The organism is Vibrio sp. 10N.286.48.C11, assembly GCF_041469805.1.
In the GTDB taxonomy this organism is placed as follows: Bacteria; Pseudomonadota; Gammaproteobacteria; order Enterobacterales; family Vibrionaceae; genus Vibrio; species Vibrio crassostreae_C.
Genome location: NZ_JBFRLK010000079.1, coordinates 82615 through 106410 on the forward strand (window position 1 = coordinate 82615; position 23796 = coordinate 106410).

The window sequence follows — 23796 nt, forward strand, 5'->3', positions numbered from 1 at the left end:
AAAAGTGTTAGTCTACTGCAGGCTACGAACCACCAGAGAAACGGAATGACGTATTATAAAACAAATTTGCCACCTCTTTCCATAGCAATGTGTAGAGCTACTTTTAAAACTGTCGCTAAGTTTATCGGCATTTTATCAATATTGTTTAGTTTTTTTGTACAAGCTGCGACCCCAGAACAAATTGAGATGATTCAGTCTGCAGCGGAGCAACATATCCTTGATACAGTTGAGCAGCCACAAGGTGGCGAACTCTTTGTTAATTCAGCAAATGTTGACTCAAGAATCAAAGCGACAGACTGCCCAGTGCCTTTAGAGACCAGCGCTTCAACGACCACCAATACCCGCAGCAGTATTACGGTTTTAGTGCAATGTGTTCCTGATGAGTGGCGAGTTTATGTACCGGTGCGCCTTTCGATGTCGGTGCCTCTTGTCACCACCACTCGCTCACTCGCGAGAGGCGAAATCGTCGGTCAATACGATGTCACCACCGCTATGATTTCTCTTAACAAGTTTCGTCGCCAAAGTTTCACAGCTCCACATCAGGTCATCGGCGCTAAGGTAAAAAAGAACCTAAGACCGGGCGATGTTGTAGAAAGAGGTGATATCTGTGTCGTGTGCCGAAACGAGAAGGTTATCATACAGGCAGTAAAAGGTGGCATGACCATTACCACCAAAGGAACTGCGCTTACCGATGGCTCTATGGGTGATCAAGTAAGAGTGAAAAATGATAAATCACAGCGTATAATTGAAGGGATTGTTACCAGCATGTCTGAAGTCACGGTTTACTTTTAACTCTTTACTTCTAAATTGACGGTATCGTTAGCGATTTCACCCTCAACTCTAACGCCAAATATAACGGCGGCGGTGTTTTGTCCCTTTTCGACTATTGAGCTAAAAATTGCTAAAGTATTCGAACCCTTGGTCGATATTGACTGTACAGGTTCCCATTTTTGAAGAAAAAGGCTTAACTATGGCAGGCATTGATAATATTCGTTCAGGGCAAACCCTAACGACCACTAACCGATCAGCAGTACGCTCTGATTCTAGTTCTGAGGCATCACGCTCTGATGTATCAACTAAATCACCAGCAAGCAAAGATGCGGTTTCACTGAGCCAACAAGGCAAAGCGATTGGTCAGCTCCACCAAGATATGGCAGCACAGCCAAGCTTTGATTCTGTGAAAGTAGCAGCGATCAAAGAAGCAATTGCGAATGGTTCATACACTGTCGATCCAGAGAAACTGGCTGACAACATGATCAAGTTCGAAGATGAATTAAAAGGCCTTTAAGAAAACACTAACTTTTCATTGAAGTTATTGTCTTAAAGTACACGAGGTTATGAATAGGTTTACGTTATGGCGGCACTAGCAGATTTAGTTAATTTTCAACTTCAAAATGCCAAAGCCTTATCTGAATTACTAAGTTCAGAGAAAACCGCTATTACGAGCCGACAATCAAACGATATTGAGCGAATCGCCAAAGAAAAAGTGGTCCTAGTTGAACAACTAAGATCAACCGATCAGCGAATCGCAGCCCATACCAATATCTCAGAACTGACCGAGAACCCTGAACTTGCTCAGTTAGTCACTAAGATCCAGTCCATAGTGCACGATTGCCAGCAAGCGAACCTTGTGAATGGCGAAGCCTTAAATCGAGCGCACCTTAGCTTCAAAAAACTCAGCAATATGATGCAGCAAAGTCACGGAAAAATTGGCATGACCTACAATGCCGGTGGTCAAACGCATACTATCTCTACGCTGGGAACCAACGTAAAAGCCTAGTTAAGTTAACTCTTCCTCTTCAGTAATACCCCTTGTTAACCGTTTATCTGTATCTCAGACTATTCCTGTCGTTATCTTTTATTAAAACACCTAATCAGCCTTTGAACGCCCTGACAAAATCGATAAACAAAAAAGCGGCAAGTATTTTCATACTTGCCGCTTTTACATTCATATTAGTTATTGGTTGCCGATACGCCATCTGGAAAACGAAAGCAGCCAATATAACTGGATAGTCCTATCGCTAGACGCCCCTTGGGCTAGAACAGCGTTTGTTGTCTCTTTTCAGGTACAGGTTGAACTTCACCGTAATTACGTAGCTGTTCCATCTTACGGATATCAAGCTGAAGCTCAGTAACATAGCTATCGCCCACAGGGTAGCTGCGTACCACTTCTGCACCGCGGATTACGCCATCAACCGCACCAGAAGTACGTTCCGTACCAAGGCGTTGATCTTCCAACTCTGCCCGACCACTCACTCGCATACCGTAAACTTGTTCTGCAAGTTCACGATAGGCGTCGATCTTAGAAGCTCTCATCGCACGGATACGTCTTTCTTCATCGTTACGTCCTTTCTGCTCACTGATACTCGCGTAGCCAACGGCAACTAAGTAGTCGTCTGGCCTCATGTTTTGCAGTGGCTGACAGCCAACAAGCAGTAAAGCGGCAACAACAAATATTAACTTCTTCATCTCGAACTCCTAAGGGCGAAGAATAACAGTATAAGGCTGACTGATCGTTGGATCGGAACGAATGATCACGCCATCTTGAGTTCGAATACTGTTGAGAGTATCTAGGTCACGGCCAATACGGTCTGCAGGCAAGAAGCCTTGTGCCGTCGCCACGACAATTCGAGTTTGCATGCCAACAACGCGAGCATTTACTAGTACACCGCCTTCTTGGCGAAGCATGGTGCCTGTCAGCACATACTGTACGTCTTGCTCTTGAGCTAAGTCTTTCCAATCGCGGCTTAACGCAAAGTCACCTTGATGAGTCACTTGAATAGAACCTGTTGTTTTGAAATCAACAACCTTGAAGCCACGACGCTGAAACTGATGAATGAAACCTTCTGATACCGAGTTTCCTAGCCAGTTCGTTGTGTCCATGTGTTGCAGGTCAACAAACGACGTAATCGCTATCGGAGTTCTTGCTGAGATACTCGTATTCGAAATGATCAGATCTTCGGTCATACTTTCCACGAAGAAATCCATGGTATGACGAGGGCTATCCATCAACATAAACTGACTGCCTGAATATTCAGACTTGCCGTTATAGATTGGCGAATAAGCGCATGAGGTCAACAACATGACACTCATTACTACGAGCCATTTTTTCATTCTCTTATCTCCAGATAGGTTTAGTGCTCCCTGTTCCAATATGTTCTCACCATTATTCTTTTCAATGGATTACAATGTTGGAACAGTCTTTGCTTTTCATTAATGGTTCAGATTAAGAAAAACGCACTTAAGTCAGCTTCAAGCTTATAGTTATTTGTTAAGCAATATTTATACCCAACTGGTAACGAATAGATGAAAAAAATAATTTCTTACTTATTTTCAATAAGTTCACTGATAACCATAAGCTTCAGTGCTCATGCCTCTTGGTATGAAGTTACCGGTACCGCAGCCATCGTATCCTCAGAGGAAACGGCAAGGGTTCATGCTCTGGAAGACGCGGTATATAAAGCGATCCAGTTCTCAGGTGCTGATATTGGTAGTATCTCCAACCTCACGCCGTACCTCGACGCAAACAAGAAAGAGTTTCAATTTACCAATCATGAAGTGCGCTACATCTTGGTAGAGAAAGAGAAAAAACGCAGTGGCAATATAATGATCACCGCAAGGATCGATATCTATCCTTCGGCAAATGCTTGCCATGAGAGCCAATACAAGAAGACATTTTTAGTCGGCAACATTGATGTGACCTCCCCTCAGCAAGCTGTAATGGGCAGAATCTATAACATTGGTGATGATTTTGGCCATGTCGTGGACCGACAGCTGGCGCAAGAGTCTCGCAGCTTTGTTTCCGTTGGCACGACCAATTACGATATCGACAAGCGTCGACCAGAGGTGATCAAGATGATCGCCCAAGACACTGGCGCGCAGTACATCATTGGTGGCGACATTACCGATTTAACCGCGACCATCGAATCCAAGCTTTTGAAAGACGACATCATCAATCGTCAGTTTGCGTTAGAGATGCAAGTCTTCGATGGTAAAACAGGACATCAGGTTTACAACCGTAGCTATCGTGAAGTGGCAAAGTGGCCATTTGCTAAGACCAGTGAAGTCGACACCCGCAGTGCCCGTTTCTGGGCATCAACCTACGGCAGCATGATGCTGCGTGTTAGCCGTAATATTATGTTGGACTTAGAATCGGAAGTGTCATGTAAGATCACCCTTCCAGAGGTTGCAGCGGTATTTGGTAACACTGTGACCATTGATTTAGGTCGAATGCATGGCGTACAACAAGGTGACAAGTTGCAACTGTGGCACACAGGTTCGTTTATCGACCAACGCGGTTTGCCACGCAACAAGGTTTCTCAAAGCGACATCACACTGACCGTTTCTCGCGTTTATGAAAACGAAGCAGAACTGACGATCGACCAACCAAGCCTTGCTGGAAGCATTCAAATTGGTGATGTGATGCAGAAAATCATGTAGTTAGCGACACGCCCGCCTCACAGTTTCTAATAAAGCCTTAGCACTTTTGTTAAGGCTTTATTTTTTTTCATGGGTATTAGTTTCGGTTTTGCAGTATTTGGCGTAATCTTATTAATAACATAATCATCACTTAGCAAACTATGAGTCAGAATAATCTAATTGGTGCTACCGGTTACCGCTTTATCTCGAAAGGTAAAACCGCTTTTAAGATCCACATTCATACTCCCGAAGATACGGTGTTGCATCGGTCGGTCGGTTTTGTTCGTATGGGTGAAGACAAAGCACTGAAGAAAACCATTAAATTAAGAGATGAACTGGGCAGACAGCTATGGGGCAAATTTTGGCCCAAAGTCCTCAAAGAGCCCTACCTGATGACGCGCCTGCCTCATAGTCTAGAACCCAAAATTGTATTCAAACCAAATCCAACTCAGAGTGATCCCGAACACCGCGACGAATGCTACATCGCTAAGTGGCGTGTATTCTCAGAAAACGGCGACTACAAATACAAAACTAAGGTGTGCTCCATTAGAAAGCACGGCAGACTTGCCGCTTACAGCCAAACCAAACGTGCGCTGCTTGATGCTCACAAAGACGTAATTGATCTACTTATATTTATGGGACGATTGAACAGCATCGACTTAAAATAGGCTTAAATCCGATTAAGCTGACCGCCCATATTTTTCAGATACAAAAACAGCCGCACATTGCGGCTGTTTTTAATTTATGACGATCCATCGTGGCAATTTAGAGTATTGCTACATACAAAATCGATTACCTAGTTTCGGCATATCTCAGCCAGTGTCGCCAATCGGCGCTTAGACTCTTTCACATAAGGGTTGGCTTGATCCCATGCGTAACCCGCCAGAATTGAGCACACCATCTGCTTAATCTTTGGATTTGGATCTTGATAGAAAATCACATCCTGCAAAGTACCTGAGTACCACCCCTCGACATACGTTCTAAAGGTGTTTACACCAACCATCAAAGGAGCGGCATAATCGCGTTCCCAATCTACATTCTCACCGTTAAGTTGCTTTTCGACACACTCAACCGCAAACTGTGCCGACTTCATCGCAATCGTCACGCCTGACGAGAACACCGGGTCAAGGAACTCGCCGGCATTGCCAAGCAACGCGTACTTATCCGTCGCCAAATGTTTTACATTGGCAGAATAGCCACCAATTTCACCCCCAGGGTTTGGATACTCGGCGCTTGCCAGTATCTCAGCCAAGCCCGGCTCTTCCGCTGCCAGCTGTTTAATTGCAGCAATCTTGTCTTCTGGATAGGACTCAAAGAACTTAGGCTCTCCTACCACACCAAACGAAGAGACACCGTTACTAAACGGGATCAACCAATACCAAACATCAGGGTTGGTTGGATGCACAGAGATAAGAATTTTATTTCCGTCATATTCAAGATCGGTATCCACCTCTGCAATATGATCGTTAATGTGCGTAAAAATAGCTTTGCGTGGAGGGAGCGATGACGGCTCTGCCAAGTTAAGCATTTTTGGTAGCACTCGACCAAAACCACTGCCATCCAGAACGTATTGCGCTTCTATCTGATAACGCTCTCCACCCAGCACTTGTACATCTAAAATGGTGCTGTCGTCGGTGAAATTAATGCCCATTAACTCATGTTGGTAATCAATGCAGACACCCTGCGCCTCAGCCGTATCTGCCAAAACCTTATCAAAGGCACCTCGCTGAACCTGAAACGTAGTTCCAGGGCCAGAAGAGAACTTGTCTTCAAAATTAAACGCCGTATAAACGCCATTTTTGCGAAAGGCAGCGCCATCTTTGTATTGGAAGTTAGCGTTGATCACTGCGTCAGTCATCCCAGCCTGTTCAATCACTTCCATACAAGCTGGTAATAGGCTTTCACCAATAGAAAAGCGAGGGAATACGCTCTTTTCAATCACTCGAACATCGATGCCTTTTTTATGAAGTAAAGACGCAGCAATAGACCCTGATGGCCCAGCTCCGATGATCACCACTTGAGTTGATAGTTTTTTCATTATTTAAGCCATGTTTGTTATTTTTATTGCGCGCCAGCTTTCAATTCAAGAAGCGTGTGACCAAGACCGATATCGTCGGTGCGAGTTACCACTTCAAAGCCCGCTTCTTCAACGATCTCTAAGAAATCTTCACTGCGGTAAAAACGGCTGTTGCCATTTGCCAAGCAGGTAAAGTAGAGAGACGTCGCGTTTAAGCTATAAGAAGCCGCATCGTATTTCTGTGCATCCCAAAACAGTTCAAGGATATAGACAGTCGCGTCTTCTGACATATGAGAGCGAACGCGCTTTAATATGCTCAGAATCTCCATTGGCGAGAAACAATCAAGGAACTGACTCATCCACCAAACATCCGCGCCCGTTGGCAGAGTTTGCTGTTTATCGAGCATATTCGCTGGGAATGGCGTGACTCGCTCTTGATGACCATGCTTTGCCGCGTTTGCCATTGCCATTTCTAGCTGCTGTGGCAAATCAACAATCGTCACCTCAACGTCCGCATCATGGTTGCAGCATTGCATCGCCCACTTACCCGTGTTGCCGCCGATATCCACCAGCGACTTAGGTTTCTTGCTGAAGACTTTTTCAAGTAACACAGGGAACGAGCGATCCGAATAGAAGTGATCAAACTTGAACCAACTCTCTTTTGCTTTTTCTGGCAATTGAGACAAGCCTTGGTAAATGGTTTCCCAATCACCCAACTCTTTCAAGCCTGCAGGTGTGCCTTCTTCAATCGCTTCTGTTAGATGCATCATCGCGGCATAACAAACATCGGCTGTGAAATCCATGTTTGCGTTAGTCATACCATCATGCAGAAGGTAGAAACCAAGGTTAGCCATTTTGTAGTTAGGCTTTTCCCAAGTCACAATATGAGCACTTAACGCCATATCGAGCAGGACTTTCACGCCGTACTCAGAGACACCGGTCGATTCAGAGATAGACTCTGCTGGTAAACCCTCGTTGCCCGCGTCATCTAACGCTTTCAAAATGCCTAAATCACGAAGTGTACGAGCAGTATGAAAAACAATCGGAGCGAAAGACAATTTCTGCGCTTCTGTTTTTGCTTCTAATGCGTTGAATGGATCTAATTTATATTCCGACACGAAAAACCTAACTTTAAATAATAGAGAGTTACTCAGCTGCCATTTGCGCAAGCTTACGTTTAATATCAACGTTTAAGTTATTAACCCAACGGTTGTAATTACGGTGTATTTCACCATCGTCGTACTTCAAATTCTCTGATTCAACGTAAAGAATAGAGTAAAACTTATCACTATAAGGAATTTCAACCACAGCGTGGTGCGAACGAACATACAATTCAGCGCGGATCAAACCAGGCTTTATTTCTGAAACCAACCAGCCTCGATTTTCAGCAGATTCAGAAATAGCTGATTTAACCTGTTTACTTTGAAGATTCAGTGCAACTGGAGTATCCTCAACATTCATTACAGGTTGGACGCGTCCACATCCTGCAAGAACGAATATGAATAACATTGAAACTGCTATTTTTAGTAATTTCATTTAAATTCCTTATCTGTGTTTATTTATAAGCGCGCATAGTATTTAGTTAGACTCAAAGCAAATCAATACTCTATGTCAAATCAATCCCAATTAATGTCGTTTAATATTGAGAAATGGTCTGCAAATTCGGCTGGTCTCAATTCTGTTGCCCAATGGCAAGCGTGGAGCACTAATTTAGATTGGCCACAAGATGGCTCAACTGAATTTAAAGCGATCCCACCGATGATGCGCCGCCGAATGAGCCTACAAAGTAAATTGGCCGTTCAAACTGCATTGACACTCTTAAAAGACAACTCGATTGATTATCTGGTTTTTGCCAGTCGACATGGTGAACTGCACCGAACCGCAACCTTGATCCAGTCGATATTGGAAGGTGATGATGCCTCGCCAATGGCGTTTTCACAGTCCGTGCATAATACAGCTGCAGGGTTAACTACCATCGCAGCGAAAGCACCAATCCCTCTGACCTCTATTGCGGCCGGCCAAGATACTTTCCACAACGCTCTGATCGAAGCTTATCTTTACCTACATCAGTACCCGTCACATCGTGTACTCGTCATTGACTTCGACCAGCCTTTGCCTGAGCTTTACCAAGAATACGAAACACAAGACTATACGGATTATGCTCTGGGCTTAGTGCTCAGCGTTGGCAGTGAATATTCTATTACTAGAACAGTAGAAGCCAACCAAGCACCTTCCGTGTTACCACAAGGGCTACAAACGCTCCAACATATCTTATTGGGCGCAAATAAGTGGGCTATTGCTGGCAAGCACCAAACTTGGTCTTGGGTAAATAACACCGAGACAGGTCCACAATCATGAGCAAAATCGACCAATATTGGCGAGTATTCGCGACAGGGCTGTGCTTTACCATCTTTGGTCTAGGTGGCTTAGTATTAAGCTTCTTAATCTTACCCACTATCGCGCTAACGACTTCCAACACCATTAAAAGAGAGCTTAAAGCACAGCGATTGATTCGTTTCTCATTCAACGCCTTTTGCCAAATCATGAAGTTCACCGGAGCAATCGATTACCGAATTGATGGTGCAGAACTACTGCGTAACGACCGTAACTGCATTATCGTCGCCAACCACCCAAGTTTGATTGACTATGTGCTGATCGCCTCTCAACTTCCTCAATGTGATTGCCTCGTCAAAGCGGCTATTTGGGAAAACCCTTTTATGAAAAGGATTGTCAAAGCGGCGGGTTATATACCGAACCAAGCCCCTGACGATCTTTTAGAGCGCTGTGAAGAACGTTTCTCTCGTGGCAATGTGCTGCTGGTTTTTCCAGAAGGCACTCGCACAACGCCGGGAATTGAACCATCCTTACAACGTGGTGCGGCACAAATTGCCACTCGAACACAAACCGATTTACGCGTGATTCATATTACGGTTTCTCCGACATTCTTAACGAAAGAGAAAAAATGGTATCAAGTTCCTGCTACGAAACCCTTTTTTCATATCGCGGTGAAAGGTAAAATAGAAGTCGCACCATTTATTGAGAATTCAAATAACTTAACTTCGGCAGCAAGGCGCCTTAATCATCACCTTGCACACTCTATTTTCCCTTCCGAAGAAAGCATTTAGCTCATCAATAAAGCAACTGGCGATATCAGCATTTCGAAAATACATCGCATAATGTAGAATCGCCCCCTTAAAGCAGCATTCAGATAAAGCATTAAGTAGGCCAAAGTGGAAACATTACACAACGAACTGAAACAACTGATCATCGACGCATTGAACCTTGAAGACATGAGTATTGATGAGATTGAAACGGAAGCTCCACTATTTGGTGATGGACTTGGACTAGACTCTATCGATGCCCTTGAGCTTGGCCTTGCTATCAAGAAAAAGTACAACATTGTTATCGATGCAGATGATTCAAACACTCGACAGCACTTTGCGTCAGTTGAAAATCTAGCGAACTACATCTCTTCTCAAACGAATAACTAGACAGATCTTTATGACACAAGCTAACCAACAAGAAGTATACAACCAGGTTAAAGATGCGCTTATTGAGCTGTTCGAGCTTGACGCTGAAGATATCACCCCTGAAGCTCATCTCTATCTTGATCTAGACCTAGACAGCATTGATGCCGTTGATTTGGTCGTTCACCTACAGAACGTCACAGGTAAGAAGATAAAGCCTGAAGAGTTCAAAGCAGTGCGCACCGTTAATGACGTTGTCGAATCTGTGGTTGAACTATTGAAGGACGCCTAATGCGTCCTCTGCTGACTTTACTGTCGGCAATTATACTTTTCACTTATCCAATAGCGGTTTACTTTGGACTCAACAAGTTTGGCTTACAAACCGTTGGTATTGCCTTAGCCGCTATCTTTGCTGTACGCATTTTCACCGGCGGTCAGGCTAAAATCAAAGAGCTAAAACACCTAGCTTGGATCAGTGGAAGTGCCGGTATTGTTCTGCTGGCTTTAGGCTTAGCCTTTAAGCAACACGGCTGGCTAACCTATTATCCCGTTATCGTTAATGTTTGTATGCTGGTTGTATTCGCTTCGAGCCTATGGCAACCACAAACGATTATCGAACGTCTTGCTCGCCTTCAAGAGCCTGAACTTCCGCAAAGTGGCGTTGATTACACACGAAAAGTCACCAAAGTGTGGTGCTTGTTCTTTGTTATCAATGGCTCTATTGCCCTTTACACCTGCTTCCAACCGCTAGAAGTATGGACCCTATACAATGGCTTACTCAGCTATCTGTTTGCAGGGTTACTCTTTGCAGGAGAGTGGGTAGTAAGACAGCGCATTCGTCAGAGTTAAATTGTTATGACCCAAACCGTATCTTACACCTCGTTGTCTGAGCTTCTTAGCCAGGACAGAGCCCCTGAATCTATTGTCTGCTTTGACGACAATAGCGAGATTACGTGGCAAACATTTAACGACGACTTATCTCAACTCGTACAATTTTTGTCTTTATCCCCTTTTCAACGAATCGCGATTTGTACCCAAGACAGCTACCTATTTGCGGTGGCCTTTTTGGCATGTACAGCAGCCAACAAACACATCATCTTACCGGGCAACTACCAGCCATGTGCGCTTGCTGAGTTAAGTAAGCAGTTTGATTGCCTGCTAGTTGATAACTCGATTGGCGAAGTTGAGGTGAATGACGTTCGTAATATCCAAACCTTATTGGATTCAAACACTGAAGCACAAAAACCTCTAACCGAGAATCTTACGACCATTGATTTGGCAACAGTCCCATTAACTCTGTTCACTTCAGGTTCAAGTGGCACGCCAAAAACGATAGATAAAACGTTAGAGCACCTCGATATTGAGACCGCTCAGTTACACAAGAACTGGGGTGAGTTACTCAAGGGAAACCAAATCCAAAGCACAGTTTCTCATCAACATATCTATGGTTTGCTGTTTAGAATCTTATGGCCACTATGCTCTGGTGTTCCATTTGCTCGACACAACCTTGAATACCCAGAACAGATCTTATCTCACGCAAATCAAAACTGTGTACTGATCAGCAGCCCAGCGCTACTTAAACGATTAAAGCATGAGACCAACAAGGTACAACTTGCAGGAATCTTCTCTTCGGGTGGTCCATTGCCTACCGAGTCGGCTCACCAGTCACGAGATCTGCTTGGTCATTTACCGATTGAAGTCTTTGGTAGCACAGAAACCGGTGGCATCGCATTTCGTCAGCAAGAGAGCGCTCAAACGCCTTGGCAGCTTTTTGCCTGTATTGAGGCTAGTCTCAACAGTGAGAATTGCATTAAGTTATTGTCGCCGTACATCGATAAGAATAACTGGTATCAAACCTCTGATGAGTGCGAGATGGTCTCGGAGAATCAATTCATATTGAAGGGCCGAACGGACCGAGTGATCAAGATAGAAGAAAAGCGAGTATCACTGGTTGAAGTGGAAAAGCGACTGGAGCAACTGCCTTGGATAAGTGAGTGCGTGGTTATTCCATTTGAGGAGCCTGAGCGATTAATATTAGCCTCTGTTTTGGTATTATCAGATGAAGGCCAAGCCGCTCTATCGACCATGAGCAAAGGTAAATTCTGGTTGATGCTGCGTACAGAACTCAGAAAGTGGTTAGAGCCAATCGCAATCCCGAGAAAATACCGTGTTGTCGATGAGATCCCCCTCAACAGCCAAGGCAAGCGATTAACCTCTCATATCGAACAGCTAATAAAATCATAGAAACCGCTGATCGTATTTTACACTGAGATTATCTTTTTATATTTTTGTCAGAACACCCATTTTCAGCCCAAGGATTCTAAGCACACGCTATGGATAAGAGAAAGCCAAACATCATTGCTGTTGACACTGCAGAGAATGAATCGACCCTGACGCTCCATGTTATTGGAGACATCACCGATTTTAAGGGGCACTTCAAGAGTTTCCCTATTCTTCCTGGCGTCACGCAGATTGATTGGGCGCTTTACTATGCAGTCCAAGAGCTTAATGTCCCTGGTTGCTTTAAAGGCATGGAGGTTATCAAATTCCAAGAGCCTATCCTGCCCGACTCGACCATTCAGCTATCACTCAAGTGGGACGCCGACAAAGATAAGTTAAGCTTCAGCTATACCTCGAACAACGGTGAACAAACTCACTCTTCAGGAAAAATGAAGCTGGGAGAGAAAAGTGAATAGCACTCCCGTCGAGGCTAATTCTCAACACCACACAAAAGAAAGCAGCTACAAGGCTTGCTTCCTTATCCCGTGCTTTAACCATGGCGCAACCATGCCGGCTGTGGTGTCGTCACTTCATCATTTTGAGTTACCGATCATCATCGTTGACGATGGCAGTGAACTCACAACAAAACAGTTTCTGTCTCCCCTAGCAGAGAATTCAAACGTAACCTTGGTGACGCTTGAACAGAACCAAGGTAAAGGCGGCGCAGTAAAAGCCGGAATCAAAAAAGCGCAGCAACTAGGCTTTAGCCACGCTATTCAGATAGATGCTGATGGGCAACACGACCTGGAAGCCTTGCCAACATTGATTGAGGCCTCACAAGCTAAGCCACAACGTCTGATATCAGGCCAGCCTATCTACGACGACAGCGTACCCAAAGCAAGGCTCTATGGGCGCTACGCGACACATATCTGGGTATGGATAGAAACCCTTTCTTTATCAATTAAAGACAGCATGTGTGGCTTTAGAGCGTATCCTATCAACCAAACTCAAACTGTGTTGAATAAGTACGATGTTGGTTCGAGAATGGACTTCGATATCGAGATTTTGGTTCGCCTGTATTGGGAAGGTTGCGACATAGACTTCGTTGAAACGCGCGTTATCTATCCTGAGAACGGCATCTCTCATTTCGATGCGTTGTGGGATAACGTCAAAATCAGTTGGATGCATACACGTCTATTCTTCAGCATGCTGCCAAGAGCACCAAAACTGATTGCTCGCCATTTCAAATCCGATTCAGCTGATAATAACCCAAATTTATCGACTGATTCAGAGCCGCAAGCTTCTGAACAACCACACTGGTCCCGCACTCAAGAACGCGGCACAGTATTAGGCATTAAGCTGTTATTAGCCATTTATACCTTGTTAGGTCGCGGTGTGTTCAACCTCATTCTGCGTGGTGTGATGCGTTACTACCACTTGACGGGCCAGCGTGCGCGAAACGCTTCCGAACAATATCTATTCCAATTAAAAGCCTATGCGGAACAGCAAAATATTGAGCTCCCCGGAGAACTAACCAGTTACAACCATCTGCTTTCATTTGGCCATACGATGCTCGACAAGCTCGCGGCATGGAAAGGTGATTTCTCGGCAGATAACCTGACTATTCATGGCCAAGACCAGTTCGAGAGCATGGTGGCAAATAAGCAAGGTGTGCTAATCCTTGGATCTCACCTTGGCAATATTGAGCTGTGCCGAGCTTTAGGTCGCAGACACTCGAACATCAAAATCAACGCCCTGGTTTTTACAGAACACGCCGAACGTTTTAATTCCGTGATGAAAGCGGTTAACCCGCAGTCTGATTTAAATCTGATTCAGGTGACATCGATGGGGCCTGATACCGCTATCTTGTTACAACAGAAACTAGAGCAAGGCGAATGGATCGTGATTGTTGGCGATCGAACTTCCACCAGCAAAGAGAGCCGCTCAGTATGGGCTGAGTTCTTAGGTAAGGAAGCTCCATTCCCTCAAGGTCCATTTATGTTAGCCTCGGTTCTCAAAGCACCCGTATTTTTGCTGTTTGGGTTACGTGACGACTCACAATCTAAGCCGCATTTTAATGTCTATTTCGAGCATTTTAGCAACAAGATCGAGCTACCAAGAAAGACTCGCGAACAATCTTTACAGCAAGTCGTGCAAAAATACGCAAATCGACTTCAGCACTACACACTGCAAGCACCGCTTCAGTGGTACAACTTTTTTAATTTTTGGACATTGAGCAAGCACCATGACGAAAAAGAATCCAAATAGCATCACCTTTGGTGCCGAGCGCCTCACGATTGAGGATGTTGTCGCTATCTCACAAGGCGCAAAAGCCTCGATGAACACAAGTGAAGCATTCACATCTAAGATCGACCGTGGTGTCGCTTTCTTAGAACGCCTATTGAAAGAAGAAGGTGTGATTTACGGTGTAACGACGGGTTACGGTGACTCATGTACGGTTGCGATTCCGCCAAACCTAGTTGACGAGCTACCACTGCATTTAACACGTTTTCACGGCTGTGGTTTAGGTGAAATATTGTCTCACGAACAAGCTCGTGCAGTCCTTGCAACTCGTCTTTGTTCGTTATCACAAGGTGTCTCTGGTGTGACTCACGATCTACTCAACCAGATCGTTACCCTAATCAACCAAGACATCTCACCACGCATTCCTCAAGAAGGATCGGTGGGTGCCAGTGGCGACTTAACACCTCTGTCTTACTTAGCCGCAGCACTGATTGGTGAGCGTGATGTAATCTACAAAGGTGAAGTGCGCCCAACCAGTGACGTCTACAAAGAGTTAGGAATTAGCCCTATCAAACTTAAGCCAAAAGAAGGCTTGGCGTTGATGAATGGTACGTCTGTAATGACGGCATTAGCTTGTATTGCTTACAAGCGTGCGGAATATCTAGCTCAGCTATCAACTAAGATCACCGCTATGGTATCAGTCGGTATGCACGGCAATGACTTCCATTTCGATGAAGCGCTGTTTGCAGTCAAACCTCATCCTGGTCAACAACAAGTTGCTGCATGGCTGCGTGATGATCTGCAAGCGGATCGCCCGCCACGTAACAGTGATCGCCTCCAAGATCGTTACTCTCTGCGCTGTGCTCCACATGTTATCGGCGTGGTTCAAGACTCTCTGCCTTGGCTACGCCAAATGATCGAGAACGAGCTAAACAGTGCCAACGACAACCCAATTATCGATGGTGATAATGAGCGCGTACTGCACGGTGGACACTTCTACGGTGGACACATTGCAATGGCGATGGATACGTTAAAAACTGCAGTTGCGAACCTTGCTGATCTGCTTGACCGTCAAATGGCTCAGCTGATGGACTACAAGTTCAACAACGGTTTGCCATTCAACCTAACGGGTGCTGAAGGCGAACGTAAGCCAATCAACCACGGCTTTAAAGCAGTACAGATTGGCGTTTCAGCTTGGACAGCAGAAGCATTGAAACACACCATGCCAGCAAGCGTATTCTCTCGCTCAACTGAGTGTCACAACCAAGATAAAGTGAGTATGGGCACCATCGCAGCTCGTGACTGTTTACGCGTTCTAGAGCTAACCGAACAAGTGGCAGCAGCGTCACTACTGGCGGGGACACAAGCACTCGAACTTCGTAAGCGCCACAATGAGCTTGATGAGCACCACATGAGTGAGAACCTCAAGCACATTCGCGACGAAGTGCTTAAGGAGTTTGAATTTATCGTAGAAGATCGACCACTTGAAGGCGATCTACGCCACTTCATTGCTCGTATTCAAAGTCAGCACTGGTCACTTTACTCATAAAGTAGCCAACCCTTTACGCAATATTGTTGAGAGCGATTTATGTCTGAAATCCTTCACCCATTACAATCTGAGGTGACGCTTATCACCTCATTCCAAGATGCCGACCCAATGGGCGTGATCTATCACGGCAACTACTTCCGATTCTTTGAAGAAGTTAGGCGCATCATGATGGATAAGATTGAGTACAACTACCATGAGATGAAGGATTCTGGCTACATGTGGCCTATCATCGATACCCGCGTGAAATACATTAAGGCGATACCGTTTAATCACAAGATTAAGGTAACGGCGAAACTCACCGAGTGGGAAAATCGCCTGCGCGTCGATTATGAAATTCATGATGCTCTAACCGGTGCTCGAATGACACGTGCTCACACCATGCAGGTTGCCGTCACCATCGAAGAACAAGAGATGTGCTTTGCCTCACCCAAAGTGTTTACTGACAAAGTCGAACACTGGCACCAATTTGGTTGCTTACCTCTAGCAACTGAACATCAAACACAAACCTCTAACCCACAGCAGGTGAACCATGAATCTGTTTAAACGCAGTCGCAAATACATCAATATCGCGCTAATTGGACTTACTGCGATGATGGCAAGCGGCCTTGTAAGCGCCAAAGAAAACTCTGCTGCTGTCAATTCTATTTCAGAGCTGCAGACGGTGCTCAGCGAAAATAGTATTGTGCGTGGTGAGTTCGCTCAAACACGCAATATGGAGATGTTCGCCCAGCCTTTAACGTCACAAGGTACATTTCTGTTAGACAAATCAAGTGGCTTACTCTGGACACAAACCACTCCGTTTCCCGTGAACTTAGTGCTCACCGATAACAAACTGAGCCAAAGGTTTGCCGATCAACCCGCAAAAATCATCACCGACAAAGAAAATCCAATGGCGTTTTATTTCAGCCATATCTTCTTGTCAGTGTTTCATGGGGACACGCAAAAACTTCAGGAGCAGTTCGCACTCAATTTTGAGCCCGCAACTAACACCAGCTCTGATGAAAATGTACAAGCATGGACACTGACTCTAAAGCCCAAAAATGCACCGATGAATGCGGTGTTTGAGGCTATCACGCTGCAAGGCAACAGCGATATTGAACGTATTGAGTTGAAAGAGATTCGTGGAGATAGCACAATGATCGAATTCAGTCAGTTAAGCCATCTACCGGAAGTATTATCAGATGCTGAAGCGAAACAATTCCAACTCTAGTCTTGCCCTTGTTTGGCTTGTTGTTGTAATGCTGTTTAGCGGGTTGTTGACCAAACAATTCGCTTTTTCTTCGTCGGTACCGATTGAAAGCAACATTCTAAAGTTACTGCCCGAAAACCAGCAAGACCCAATGGTAGAGCAAGCCTTTCAGCAGATATCCAGCTCGATGAGCGAGCAAGTGGTATTTATCATAAGCGCTCCCGATATCGAACAAACCATGGTTGCGACCGACGCTTTTGAAAAAGCTCTCAACCAAAGAACTTTTTCAAGTCAGCCAACTCTGTTTAAGCAAGTTCAAGGTAAAATCAACGCCAGCACTCAAAGCCAGTGGAGCGATTTCTATTTTCGTCACCGATCTCAACTGCTGACCCAACAACAAAAAGAGACGCTGACACACTCGCCTGATTCGCGAGCTCAATATGTCATTCAGTCTCTGTACAATCCATTCTCAGGCGTCACTGCAGCAGAGTTATCTCTCGACCCATTCTTGTTATTTCGCGACTACATCAGTGCTATTGGCGTCCAATCAAGTAACTTTGTTCTGAAAGAGGGCTATCTCACGGCCCAGTCGAATGAGCAAACTCATATTTTAGTCACGGCTACTCTGGCGGACTCACCTTATAGCTTGGCGATTCAAGAACAACTTCCAGATCTTGATTCAATTGAGCGCGAGGTCGAAAAACAATTTGGCGTCAAGGTGCAGCATACTGGTGTGGTGTTCTACGCCAATTACGGTACCGAAAGCGCGAAATCAGAAATCAGTACCATTGGTTTGGGCTCATTGGCAGGCGTTATTTTATTGGTGTGGCTGACATTTCGTAGTGCGCTACCACTTGCCTTATCTTTACTCTCAATCAGTACAGGATTATTGGTTGCACTGGCAAGCACTGTCGCTATCTTTGGTAAGGTGCATCTATTCAGCTTGGTGTTTGGCGCTAGCTTGATTGGCGTATCCATCGATTACTCTTTTCACTATCTCACTGACCGTTTGGCCGCAGGAAGCCACTGGCAGAGCGATAAAGGCCTAAAGCATATTTTCATTGCCATCACTCTAGGTTTAATCACCAGCTTAATCGGATACTTAGGGCTACTGGTTGCGCCATTCCCAGGCTTGCAGCAACTGGCTCTGTTTTCGTCGATTGGACTGATCGCAGCTTACGCCAGTGTGGTGTGCTGGTACCCCGTTTTAGCGGTAAAACCAGGCCAAGAGCGCCCTCTTCCCCTGTCGAAACTTTGGCATACTTGGTTAAGCCTTTGGAGCAACCAAAAATTTAGAATTGGCTTACCGTTAACAGTGACTGTCGTTAGCTTGATGTCACTCAGTCAAATTCGTTACGACGACGATATTCGCCAGCTTCAGGCTATGCCCGAACAACTCAAACAGCAAGAGCAAGCCATTACTGAGATATCAGGGTTAGGCAGTGGTCAAAATATGCTTTTAGTCACAGCTCAGAGCGACCAAAAGCTACTCAAAAAATTGACAGAAATCACCACAAGCTTAGATTCGCTGGTCAATAGCCAAGGTATCTCCGGGTATCGCAGCATCAATCAACACTTGTTAAGTAAACAAGAACAGCATGATAACTATCAGTTGGTTGAACAACTCTATAGTCAACAAAGCCATATATTACAAAGCTCTCTCGGTTGGTCTACGTTTCCAGAACTACCAAAATTCGAACCAATCACGGTATCTGGATTTTTGGAGTCTCCAGTCTCAGAGCCTGTTCGACCACTTTGGTTAAAACCTATCGACGGGCAAGCAGCGTCGGTCATTTTGATAAAAGACGTCACTGATGCTGAGCTGTTCTCACAGTGGTTGGAGTCAGATTTTGCTCAGAAGCAAGGTGTGAAACACCTCAATAAAGCGGATGAAATCTCCTCTCTTTTTGCTGAGTACCGCGTCAAGATTACCGAGCTGTTATTGATAGCATTGGCAGCTATTGGCATGCTGTTAGGCTGGCGCTATGGTGTGAAGCAAAGCCTGTTAATGCTGTTGCCTTCATTGATTGCAGGCGTAGCAGGTTTGGCGGTCACGGGCATTTTAGGCTCGACACTGAACCTATTTAACCTGCTTGGTTTGATTCTGATTTTAGGGATTGGCATAGACTACACCCTATTCTTTGCTGAGCAAAAGAAATCGCTGAGCACCTTATTAGCGATCACCTTGTCAGGTCTCACAACACTACTTTCATTCGGCTTACTGTCGCTGAGCCAGACTCATGCTATTCATAGCTTCGGGGTGACGGTTCTGACAGGGATCTTTGTCGCTTGGCTGCTTTCTCCACTCGCGATCAACAGTAGTAAAAACGTAGAAGGACCAATTACTCGAGAGGCTTTTAGATGATCCAGACATTAAAGGTAACCTTCGCCATACTAGTGGGCATTCTAATGAGTGCCTGCTCGATGGTTTCTCAGCAGCCAAGTGGTGCGAGCGTGTCTATCGATCAAGACACCGATCTAGCACTACCACTGCCAGCTGAACTGGGATACTCATTAACAGCCAGTCAGTTGATTAGCGCTACGTGGGAAAATGATACACAGCAGCTTCCGGTTCAAGTCGAAGTCACACCAGGTAAAGTGGTTTTGGCGGGGTTCTCCTCTTGGGGTACTCGCATTCTATCGCTGCAATACCAGAATCAAGTAATTGATACGCAGGTTTTGTCTGGGCTTGGCGCAACTTTGCCACAACCTGAACAGGTGCTATTTAATTTAATGCTTACCTTATGGCCGGCTGAAGCATGGGCTCAGCCTTTACAAAGCATAGGTTGGCACCTAGTCGATACCGACAAAACAAGAACCGTATTTGATGAAAACCAACAGGCAATCATTCAAATTGATTACCAAACAGATCCTGGTACACACAAAACGGCAGGCGACATTGTTTTCAAACATTTGACCCTGGGCTACAACATCACCATACAAACGTTGAACTCAACGATTGTCGACAATCCAAGTAAGAGTTGAACACTATGCCTATTTACATCCAAGACTGTGGTTTCCACTCAGCGCTAGGCTCAGAGATTGCCGATATTCATGGCTGTCTAAAAGACGAGCGTGAATCAAATATGGTCGAAGTGCACGATATGCTGAACGATGGTAAACACACTGTCGTTGGTCAGATCGCGGGTGAACTACCACCGATTCCTTCAGATCTTACGCAATACGCCACTCGCAACAATCAACTGGCGCTGTCGGCTCTTCACCAAATTGAAGATTCTATCGAGCAAGCCAAATCTCAGTTTGGCGCAGATAGAATTGCTGTTGTTATTGGCACCAGCACATCTGGGATCTCCGATGGTGAAGCAGTCTTCAAACAAAAATTGGCAAACGGCGAGTTTCCAGCAGATTACCATTACTCAAAACAAGAGCTTGGTGATACCTCAGAGTTCGTTAGCCAGTATTGCGCATTAACGGGGCCAAACTACGTCATATCTACGGCTTGCTCATCCAGTGGCCGCGTATTTCTGACCGCCCAGCGCTTATTAGATTCAGGTATGGCTGATGCCGTGTTAGTGGGTGGTGTGGATACATTGTGTAAGCTGACACTCAATGGTTTCCACGGTCTTGAAGCACTCTCAACAACACATTGTAAGCCATTTAGTGCAACCCGAGAAGGTATCAACATAGGAGAAGCAGCGGCATTTATGTTGCTCAGCAAAACAAAGTTAGCCGGTGTTAATGCAGCACAAGACACGTCAAACATTGCCTTATTGGGCTGTGGGGACAGCTCTGATGCACACCACATTTCAGCGCCTCACCCTGAAGGCAATGGTGCTGAACAAGCAATGAAAAAAGCGTTACATTCTGCACAGTTAAACGCAGAAGACATTGGTTATATCAATGCACATGGTACAGCAACGCCACTCAATGACTCGATGGAAAGTAAAGCCATTCATCGTATTTTTGCAAACAAGGTTCCCGTCAGTTCTACCAAACCGCTGACCGGGCATACTCTAGGCGCAGCAAGTGCGATTGAGGCTGCAATTGCGTGGCATATTTTGAAATATGACTTACCGCTTCCCTTACAAAAATGTCAGGATAAAGCTGAAGATATTGAGATTGATTTGGTAAACTGTTCACAGAAACTTAAAGCAAAGAACATCTTAAGCAACTCGTTTGCTTTTGGTGGCAACAACATTAGCCTGATTTTTGGTGTAGTAAATGACTGATATCCCTTCTGTAGACCAACTTCTCCCTCACGATGATCCGATGATATTAATCGATCGTGCTATCAGCGTAGAGGCGTTGTCGATCCACTGTCAGGTCGATATTGGTGACCATAATCTGTTCTTTGACGCCGAATCTCAAACGGTACCAGCATATGTTGGAATCGAGTTTATGGCGCAGTCTGTAGCGGCATGGTCTGGATATCACGCACTTAAAAACGGCACCACGCCCCCAATCGGATTCTTACTCGGCTCTCGTCGCTATAAATCACTGTGTGATGAGTTTACTCAAGGTCAGACCCTTGATATCTACGCCGAACAGATGATGGAAGACAGCGGTATGGCTGTGTTTACCGCAAGAGTCGAAGACCGAGGTGAGTTAGTGGCTCAATGCCAACTCAACGTCTACGTGCCGACCGAACAAAAATTACAAGAAATGAAAACTAGGAGCCCATCATGAGCCGTCAGGTTTTAGTCACTGGTGCCAGTAAAGGTATTGGTAAAGCGATCGCTATTCAACTCGCGAAAGACGGGTTTGAAATCGCCGTTCATTACATGGGTGACAAGCAAGGTGCTGAAGAGACGCTAAAGTCGATCACCGAATTGGGTGGCGCTGGACGTCTTATTCAATTTGATATCAGCAAACGAAGCGAGTGTCGCGAAAAGCTTGAGTCTGATATCGCTGAACATGGTGCTTACTATGGTGTAGTGAACAACGCGGGCATTACTCGTGACACTGCATTCCCCGCGATGACGGAAGAAGAGTGGGATGGTGTGATCCATACCAACCTAGATAGCTTCTACAACGTACTTCACCCTTGTGTAATGCCTATGGTTCAAAAGCGTAAAGGTGGCCGTATCGTCACTCTAGCGTCGGTATCCGGCATTATGGGTAACCGTGGTCAAACTAACTATGCTGCAGCAAAAGCGGGGGTGATTGGCGCAACTAAGTCTCTTGCTCTAGAACTCGCAAAACGCAAGATCACGGTAAACTGTGTCGCTCCTGGCTTAATTGACACAGGTATGGTTGACGAGCACGTGAAAGATCATGCACTTCCTCAAGTACCACTGCGCCGTATGGGTGAGCCGGAAGAAGTAGCCGGCCTAGTCAGCTACCTAATGTCTGATATTGCAGGCTACGTAACTCGCCAAGTGATTTCAGTAAATGGAGGCTTAGTATGACCCGCCGCGTTGTTGTAACTGGAATGTCTGGTGTTACTGCTTTTGGTAACGACTGGCAACAGATAGAGCCTAAGCTAAAGGCCTGTGAAAATGCGACTCAATATATGCCAAGCTTCGAGCAATATGATGGTCTCAACACAAAACTTGCCGCGCCTATTGATGACTTCCAACTGCCTAAACACTACAAGCGTAAGCAAGTGCGTGGCATGGGCCGTGTATCACGCCTAGCTACCGTTGCGACTGAGAATGCATTGGAGCAAGCCGGCTTAATTGGTCACGATGTATTGACCAATGGCGAAACTGGTATCGCTTACGGCTCTTCAACTGGCAGTACCGATGCGGTTGGTGCTTTCGGAGTAATGCTGAACGAGAAGTCGACACGAGCAATCACAGCAACCACTTACGTTCAAATGATGCCACACACAGCCGCGGTAAACGTAGGTCTGTTCTTTGGTCTGCGTGGCCGCGTGATTCCCACCAGCAGCGCCTGTACTTCAGGAAGCCAAGCCATTGGTTACGCCTATGAAGCGATCAAGCATGGTTACCAAACCGTAATGGTTGCCGGTGGTGGTGAAGAGTTATGCCCAACTGAGTCTGCCGTTTTCGATACCCTTTTCGCTACCAGTTTAAAAAACGACACACCCAAGAAATCCCCTAGCCCATACGACAGCGAGCGTGATGGCTTGGTTATCGGCGAAGGCGCTGGAACCCTGATCCTTGAAGAGTACGAACATGCTGTTGCTCGTGGCGCAAAGATCTACGCAGAAATCATAGGTTTTGCGAGCAACTGTGATGCGGCTCATGTGACTCAACCTCAGATGGAAACCATGCAAATCTGTATGGAGAAAGCATTGAGAGACGCACAACTTCCAGCTGAGAAGATTGGCTATGTTTCTGCGCACGGTACTGCGACTGAAAAAGGTGATATTGCAGAGAGTAACGCGACAGCGAATATCTTTGGTGAAGTACCAATCAGCTCTCTTAAGAGTTACTTTGGCCATACGCTTGGTGCATGTGGTGCAATTGAAGCGTGGCTCAGCCTAGAGATGATGCATAGCGGTTGGTTCAGCCCAACCCTAAACCTTAAGAATGTCGATGAACAGTGCGGCAAGCTCGATTACATCACGGGCTCAGGTCGCGAATTGGATGTTGAATACTTGATGAGCAACAACTTTGCTTTTGGTGGAATCAACACCTCTATCATCTTCAAGAAAGTCTAAGCTTAGCTACATAAAACGCTAAGTAAATAAAAAGGTTCATCGCGGATTAGCGGGAACTAAAAACAAAAACGGTAGTAAGTGATATGGTTTAGTCGCCAAACA

Annotated in this window: 27 protein-coding genes; 22 read left to right on the top strand and 5 right to left on the bottom strand. The window is 45.4% G+C overall.

Going from position 1 to position 23796, the window contains the following annotated elements; all coding sequences use genetic code 11:
* Positions 1 to 45: 45 nt before the first annotated feature.
* From flgA to AB4209_RS18225, 3 genes are all read left to right on the top strand, one after another.
* The gene (gene flgA, locus AB4209_RS18215) at positions 46 to 792 is read left to right on the top strand and encodes a flagellar basal body P-ring formation chaperone FlgA (protein ID WP_372056801.1); all 747 of its coding nucleotides are present in this window, start codon (positions 46 to 48) and stop codon (positions 790 to 792) included.
* Between the two features lie 178 nt (positions 793 to 970).
* On the top strand, positions 971 to 1288 hold the full coding sequence (gene flgM, locus AB4209_RS18220; RefSeq protein ID WP_017062263.1) for a flagellar biosynthesis anti-sigma factor FlgM: 318 nt from the start codon (positions 971 to 973) through the stop codon (positions 1286 to 1288).
* Between the two features lie 66 nt (positions 1289 to 1354).
* Positions 1355 to 1780 carry a flagella synthesis protein FlgN gene (locus AB4209_RS18225; protein ID WP_017064136.1) on the top strand — a complete coding sequence of 142 codons (426 nt, stop codon included), beginning with the start codon at positions 1355 to 1357 and terminating at the stop codon, positions 1778 to 1780.
* Between the two features lie 257 nt (positions 1781 to 2037).
* On the opposite strand, the gene flgP is transcribed toward AB4209_RS18225, so the two are convergent.
* Positions 2038 to 2469, bottom strand: coding sequence for a flagellar assembly lipoprotein FlgP (gene flgP, locus AB4209_RS18230; RefSeq protein WP_017062265.1), 432 nt, complete (start codon positions 2467 to 2469; stop codon positions 2038 to 2040).
* A gap of 9 nt (positions 2470 to 2478) precedes the next feature.
* Positions 2479 to 3114, bottom strand: a complete 636-nt coding sequence (locus AB4209_RS18235; protein WP_017064137.1) for a FlgO family outer membrane protein — start codon at positions 3112 to 3114, stop codon at positions 2479 to 2481.
* Between the two features lie 192 nt (positions 3115 to 3306).
* Between AB4209_RS18235 and AB4209_RS18240 the strand changes: the two genes are divergently transcribed.
* On the top strand, positions 3307 to 4440 hold the full coding sequence (locus AB4209_RS18240) for a flagellar assembly protein FlgT (protein ID WP_017064138.1): 1134 nt from the start codon (positions 3307 to 3309) through the stop codon (positions 4438 to 4440).
* A 140-nt stretch (positions 4441 to 4580) separates the two neighbouring features.
* The gene (locus AB4209_RS18245) at positions 4581 to 5087 is read left to right on the top strand and encodes a hypothetical protein (protein WP_017062268.1); all 507 of its coding nucleotides are present in this window, start codon (positions 4581 to 4583) and stop codon (positions 5085 to 5087) included.
* A 128-nt stretch (positions 5088 to 5215) separates the two neighbouring features.
* Here the strand turns inward: AB4209_RS18245 and AB4209_RS18250 are convergent, their stop codons facing one another.
* Genes AB4209_RS18250 through AB4209_RS18260 form a run of 3 tightly spaced genes read right to left on the bottom strand, consistent with a single transcriptional unit; the run spans position 5216 to position 7972 of the window.
* Positions 5216 to 6457, bottom strand: coding sequence for an NAD(P)/FAD-dependent oxidoreductase (locus AB4209_RS18250; protein ID WP_372056803.1), 1242 nt, complete (start codon positions 6455 to 6457; stop codon positions 5216 to 5218).
* 23 nt (positions 6458 to 6480) lie between these two features.
* Complete coding sequence (locus tag AB4209_RS18255; protein ID WP_065584069.1) at positions 6481 to 7554, bottom strand: methyltransferase; 1074 nt, start codon at positions 7552 to 7554, stop codon at positions 6481 to 6483.
* Positions 7555 to 7582: 28 nt separating this feature from the next.
* Positions 7583 to 7972, bottom strand: coding sequence for a hypothetical protein (locus tag AB4209_RS18260; protein ID WP_017062271.1), 390 nt, complete (start codon positions 7970 to 7972; stop codon positions 7583 to 7585).
* A gap of 72 nt (positions 7973 to 8044) precedes the next feature.
* Here AB4209_RS18260 and AB4209_RS18265 point away from each other — a divergent pair, with 72 nt between their 5' ends.
* From AB4209_RS18265 to AB4209_RS18345, 17 genes are all read left to right on the top strand, one after another.
* Positions 8045 to 8794, top strand: coding sequence for a beta-ketoacyl synthase chain length factor (locus AB4209_RS18265; RefSeq protein WP_170962821.1), 750 nt, complete (start codon positions 8045 to 8047; stop codon positions 8792 to 8794).
* Entirely contained in the window at positions 8791 to 9561 is a 771-nt protein-coding gene (locus AB4209_RS18270) for a lysophospholipid acyltransferase family protein (protein WP_372056805.1), read from the top strand. The genes AB4209_RS18265 and AB4209_RS18270 overlap by 4 nt, the downstream gene beginning before the upstream one ends.
* A gap of 105 nt (positions 9562 to 9666) precedes the next feature.
* Positions 9667 to 9927 carry a phosphopantetheine-binding protein gene (locus AB4209_RS18275; protein WP_004736154.1) on the top strand — a complete coding sequence of 87 codons (261 nt, stop codon included), beginning with the start codon at positions 9667 to 9669 and terminating at the stop codon, positions 9925 to 9927.
* Positions 9928 to 9937: 10 nt separating this feature from the next.
* The gene (locus AB4209_RS18280) at positions 9938 to 10195 is read left to right on the top strand and encodes an acyl carrier protein (RefSeq protein ID WP_004739745.1); all 258 of its coding nucleotides are present in this window, start codon (positions 9938 to 9940) and stop codon (positions 10193 to 10195) included.
* The gene (locus AB4209_RS18285; RefSeq protein WP_017062274.1) at positions 10195 to 10752 is read left to right on the top strand and encodes a septation protein IspZ; all 558 of its coding nucleotides are present in this window, start codon (positions 10195 to 10197) and stop codon (positions 10750 to 10752) included. The genes AB4209_RS18280 and AB4209_RS18285 overlap by 1 nt, the downstream gene beginning before the upstream one ends.
* Positions 10753 to 10758: 6 nt before the next feature.
* Complete coding sequence (locus tag AB4209_RS18290) at positions 10759 to 12147, top strand: AMP-binding protein (RefSeq protein WP_372056807.1); 1389 nt, start codon at positions 10759 to 10761, stop codon at positions 12145 to 12147.
* Between the two features lie 89 nt (positions 12148 to 12236).
* Entirely contained in the window at positions 12237 to 12599 is a 363-nt protein-coding gene (locus AB4209_RS18295) for a 3-hydroxyacyl-ACP dehydratase (RefSeq protein WP_372056809.1), read from the top strand.
* Entirely contained in the window at positions 12592 to 14391 is a 1800-nt protein-coding gene (locus AB4209_RS18300; protein WP_372056811.1) for a glycosyltransferase, read from the top strand. The genes AB4209_RS18295 and AB4209_RS18300 overlap by 8 nt, the downstream gene beginning before the upstream one ends.
* On the top strand, positions 14369 to 15916 hold the full coding sequence (gene hutH, locus AB4209_RS18305) for a histidine ammonia-lyase (RefSeq protein WP_017062278.1): 1548 nt from the start codon (positions 14369 to 14371) through the stop codon (positions 15914 to 15916). Before AB4209_RS18300 ends, hutH begins: the two co-directional genes overlap by 23 nt.
* Before the next feature lie 39 nt (positions 15917 to 15955).
* On the top strand, positions 15956 to 16459 hold the full coding sequence (locus AB4209_RS18310) for a thioesterase family protein (protein WP_017062279.1): 504 nt from the start codon (positions 15956 to 15958) through the stop codon (positions 16457 to 16459).
* A complete protein-coding gene (locus AB4209_RS18315; RefSeq protein ID WP_372056813.1) occupies positions 16446 to 17126 on the top strand; it encodes an outer membrane lipoprotein carrier protein LolA in 681 nt (226 codons plus the stop codon). Before AB4209_RS18310 ends, AB4209_RS18315 begins: the two co-directional genes overlap by 14 nt.
* Positions 17098 to 19470 carry an MMPL family transporter gene (locus AB4209_RS18320; protein ID WP_048659798.1) on the top strand — a complete coding sequence of 791 codons (2373 nt, stop codon included), beginning with the start codon at positions 17098 to 17100 and terminating at the stop codon, positions 19468 to 19470. Before AB4209_RS18315 ends, AB4209_RS18320 begins: the two co-directional genes overlap by 29 nt.
* Complete coding sequence (locus AB4209_RS18325) at positions 19467 to 20090, top strand: DUF3261 domain-containing protein (RefSeq protein ID WP_029235193.1); 624 nt, start codon at positions 19467 to 19469, stop codon at positions 20088 to 20090. Before AB4209_RS18320 ends, AB4209_RS18325 begins: the two co-directional genes overlap by 4 nt.
* Before the next feature lie 5 nt (positions 20091 to 20095).
* Positions 20096 to 21295 carry a beta-ketoacyl-[acyl-carrier-protein] synthase family protein gene (locus AB4209_RS18330; RefSeq protein ID WP_017062283.1) on the top strand — a complete coding sequence of 400 codons (1200 nt, stop codon included), beginning with the start codon at positions 20096 to 20098 and terminating at the stop codon, positions 21293 to 21295.
* Positions 21288 to 21752 (top strand): hotdog family protein, encoded by a 465-nt coding sequence (locus AB4209_RS18335; protein ID WP_017062284.1) that lies wholly within the window; start codon positions 21288 to 21290, stop codon positions 21750 to 21752. Before AB4209_RS18330 ends, AB4209_RS18335 begins: the two co-directional genes overlap by 8 nt.
* Entirely contained in the window at positions 21749 to 22474 is a 726-nt protein-coding gene (locus AB4209_RS18340) for a 3-ketoacyl-ACP reductase FabG2 (protein WP_017062285.1), read from the top strand. The genes AB4209_RS18335 and AB4209_RS18340 overlap by 4 nt, the downstream gene beginning before the upstream one ends.
* A complete protein-coding gene (locus AB4209_RS18345) occupies positions 22471 to 23694 on the top strand; it encodes a beta-ketoacyl-ACP synthase (protein ID WP_017062286.1) in 1224 nt (407 codons plus the stop codon). The genes AB4209_RS18340 and AB4209_RS18345 overlap by 4 nt, the downstream gene beginning before the upstream one ends.
* Positions 23695 to 23796 lie beyond the last annotated feature (102 nt).

What these genes read in the sequence shown, in the direction of transcription:
- AB4209_RS18340 (WP_017062285.1), top strand. Translation starts at nt 21,749, where the DNA reads ATGAGCCGTCAGGTTTTAGTCACTGGTGCCAGTAAAGGTATTGGTAAA.
- AB4209_RS18240 (WP_017064138.1), top strand. Translation starts at nt 3,307, where the DNA reads ATGAAAAAAATAATTTCTTACTTATTTTCAATAAGTTCACTGATAACC.
- AB4209_RS18295 (WP_372056809.1), top strand. Translation starts at nt 12,237, where the DNA reads ATGGATAAGAGAAAGCCAAACATCATTGCTGTTGACACTGCAGAGAAT.
- hutH (WP_017062278.1), top strand. Translation starts at nt 14,369, where the DNA reads ATGACGAAAAAGAATCCAAATAGCATCACCTTTGGTGCCGAGCGCCTC.
- AB4209_RS18330 (WP_017062283.1), top strand. Translation starts at nt 20,096, where the DNA reads ATGCCTATTTACATCCAAGACTGTGGTTTCCACTCAGCGCTAGGCTCA.
- flgA (WP_372056801.1), top strand. Translation starts at nt 46, where the DNA reads ATGACGTATTATAAAACAAATTTGCCACCTCTTTCCATAGCAATGTGT.
- AB4209_RS18310 (WP_017062279.1), top strand. Translation starts at nt 15,956, where the DNA reads ATGTCTGAAATCCTTCACCCATTACAATCTGAGGTGACGCTTATCACC.
- AB4209_RS18245 (WP_017062268.1), top strand. Translation starts at nt 4,581, where the DNA reads ATGAGTCAGAATAATCTAATTGGTGCTACCGGTTACCGCTTTATCTCG.
- AB4209_RS18260 (WP_017062271.1), bottom strand. Translation starts at nt 7,972, where the DNA reads ATGAAATTACTAAAAATAGCAGTTTCAATGTTATTCATATTCGTTCTT.
- flgP (WP_017062265.1), bottom strand. Translation starts at nt 2,469, where the DNA reads ATGAAGAAGTTAATATTTGTTGTTGCCGCTTTACTGCTTGTTGGCTGT.
- AB4209_RS18315 (WP_372056813.1), top strand. Translation starts at nt 16,446, where the DNA reads ATGAATCTGTTTAAACGCAGTCGCAAATACATCAATATCGCGCTAATT.
- AB4209_RS18325 (WP_029235193.1), top strand. Translation starts at nt 19,467, where the DNA reads ATGATCCAGACATTAAAGGTAACCTTCGCCATACTAGTGGGCATTCTA.
- AB4209_RS18235 (WP_017064137.1), bottom strand. Translation starts at nt 3,114, where the DNA reads ATGAAAAAATGGCTCGTAGTAATGAGTGTCATGTTGTTGACCTCATGC.
- AB4209_RS18320 (WP_048659798.1), top strand. Translation starts at nt 17,098, where the DNA reads ATGCTGAAGCGAAACAATTCCAACTCTAGTCTTGCCCTTGTTTGGCTT.
- AB4209_RS18335 (WP_017062284.1), top strand. Translation starts at nt 21,288, where the DNA reads ATGACTGATATCCCTTCTGTAGACCAACTTCTCCCTCACGATGATCCG.
- AB4209_RS18265 (WP_170962821.1), top strand. Translation starts at nt 8,045, where the DNA reads ATGTCAAATCAATCCCAATTAATGTCGTTTAATATTGAGAAATGGTCT.
- AB4209_RS18280 (WP_004739745.1), top strand. Translation starts at nt 9,938, where the DNA reads ATGACACAAGCTAACCAACAAGAAGTATACAACCAGGTTAAAGATGCG.
- AB4209_RS18290 (WP_372056807.1), top strand. Translation starts at nt 10,759, where the DNA reads ATGACCCAAACCGTATCTTACACCTCGTTGTCTGAGCTTCTTAGCCAG.
- AB4209_RS18285 (WP_017062274.1), top strand. Translation starts at nt 10,195, where the DNA reads ATGCGTCCTCTGCTGACTTTACTGTCGGCAATTATACTTTTCACTTAT.
- AB4209_RS18270 (WP_372056805.1), top strand. Translation starts at nt 8,791, where the DNA reads ATGAGCAAAATCGACCAATATTGGCGAGTATTCGCGACAGGGCTGTGC.
- flgM (WP_017062263.1), top strand. Translation starts at nt 971, where the DNA reads ATGGCAGGCATTGATAATATTCGTTCAGGGCAAACCCTAACGACCACT.
- AB4209_RS18345 (WP_017062286.1), top strand. Translation starts at nt 22,471, where the DNA reads ATGACCCGCCGCGTTGTTGTAACTGGAATGTCTGGTGTTACTGCTTTT.
- AB4209_RS18250 (WP_372056803.1), bottom strand. Translation starts at nt 6,457, where the DNA reads ATGAAAAAACTATCAACTCAAGTGGTGATCATCGGAGCTGGGCCATCA.
- AB4209_RS18225 (WP_017064136.1), top strand. Translation starts at nt 1,355, where the DNA reads ATGGCGGCACTAGCAGATTTAGTTAATTTTCAACTTCAAAATGCCAAA.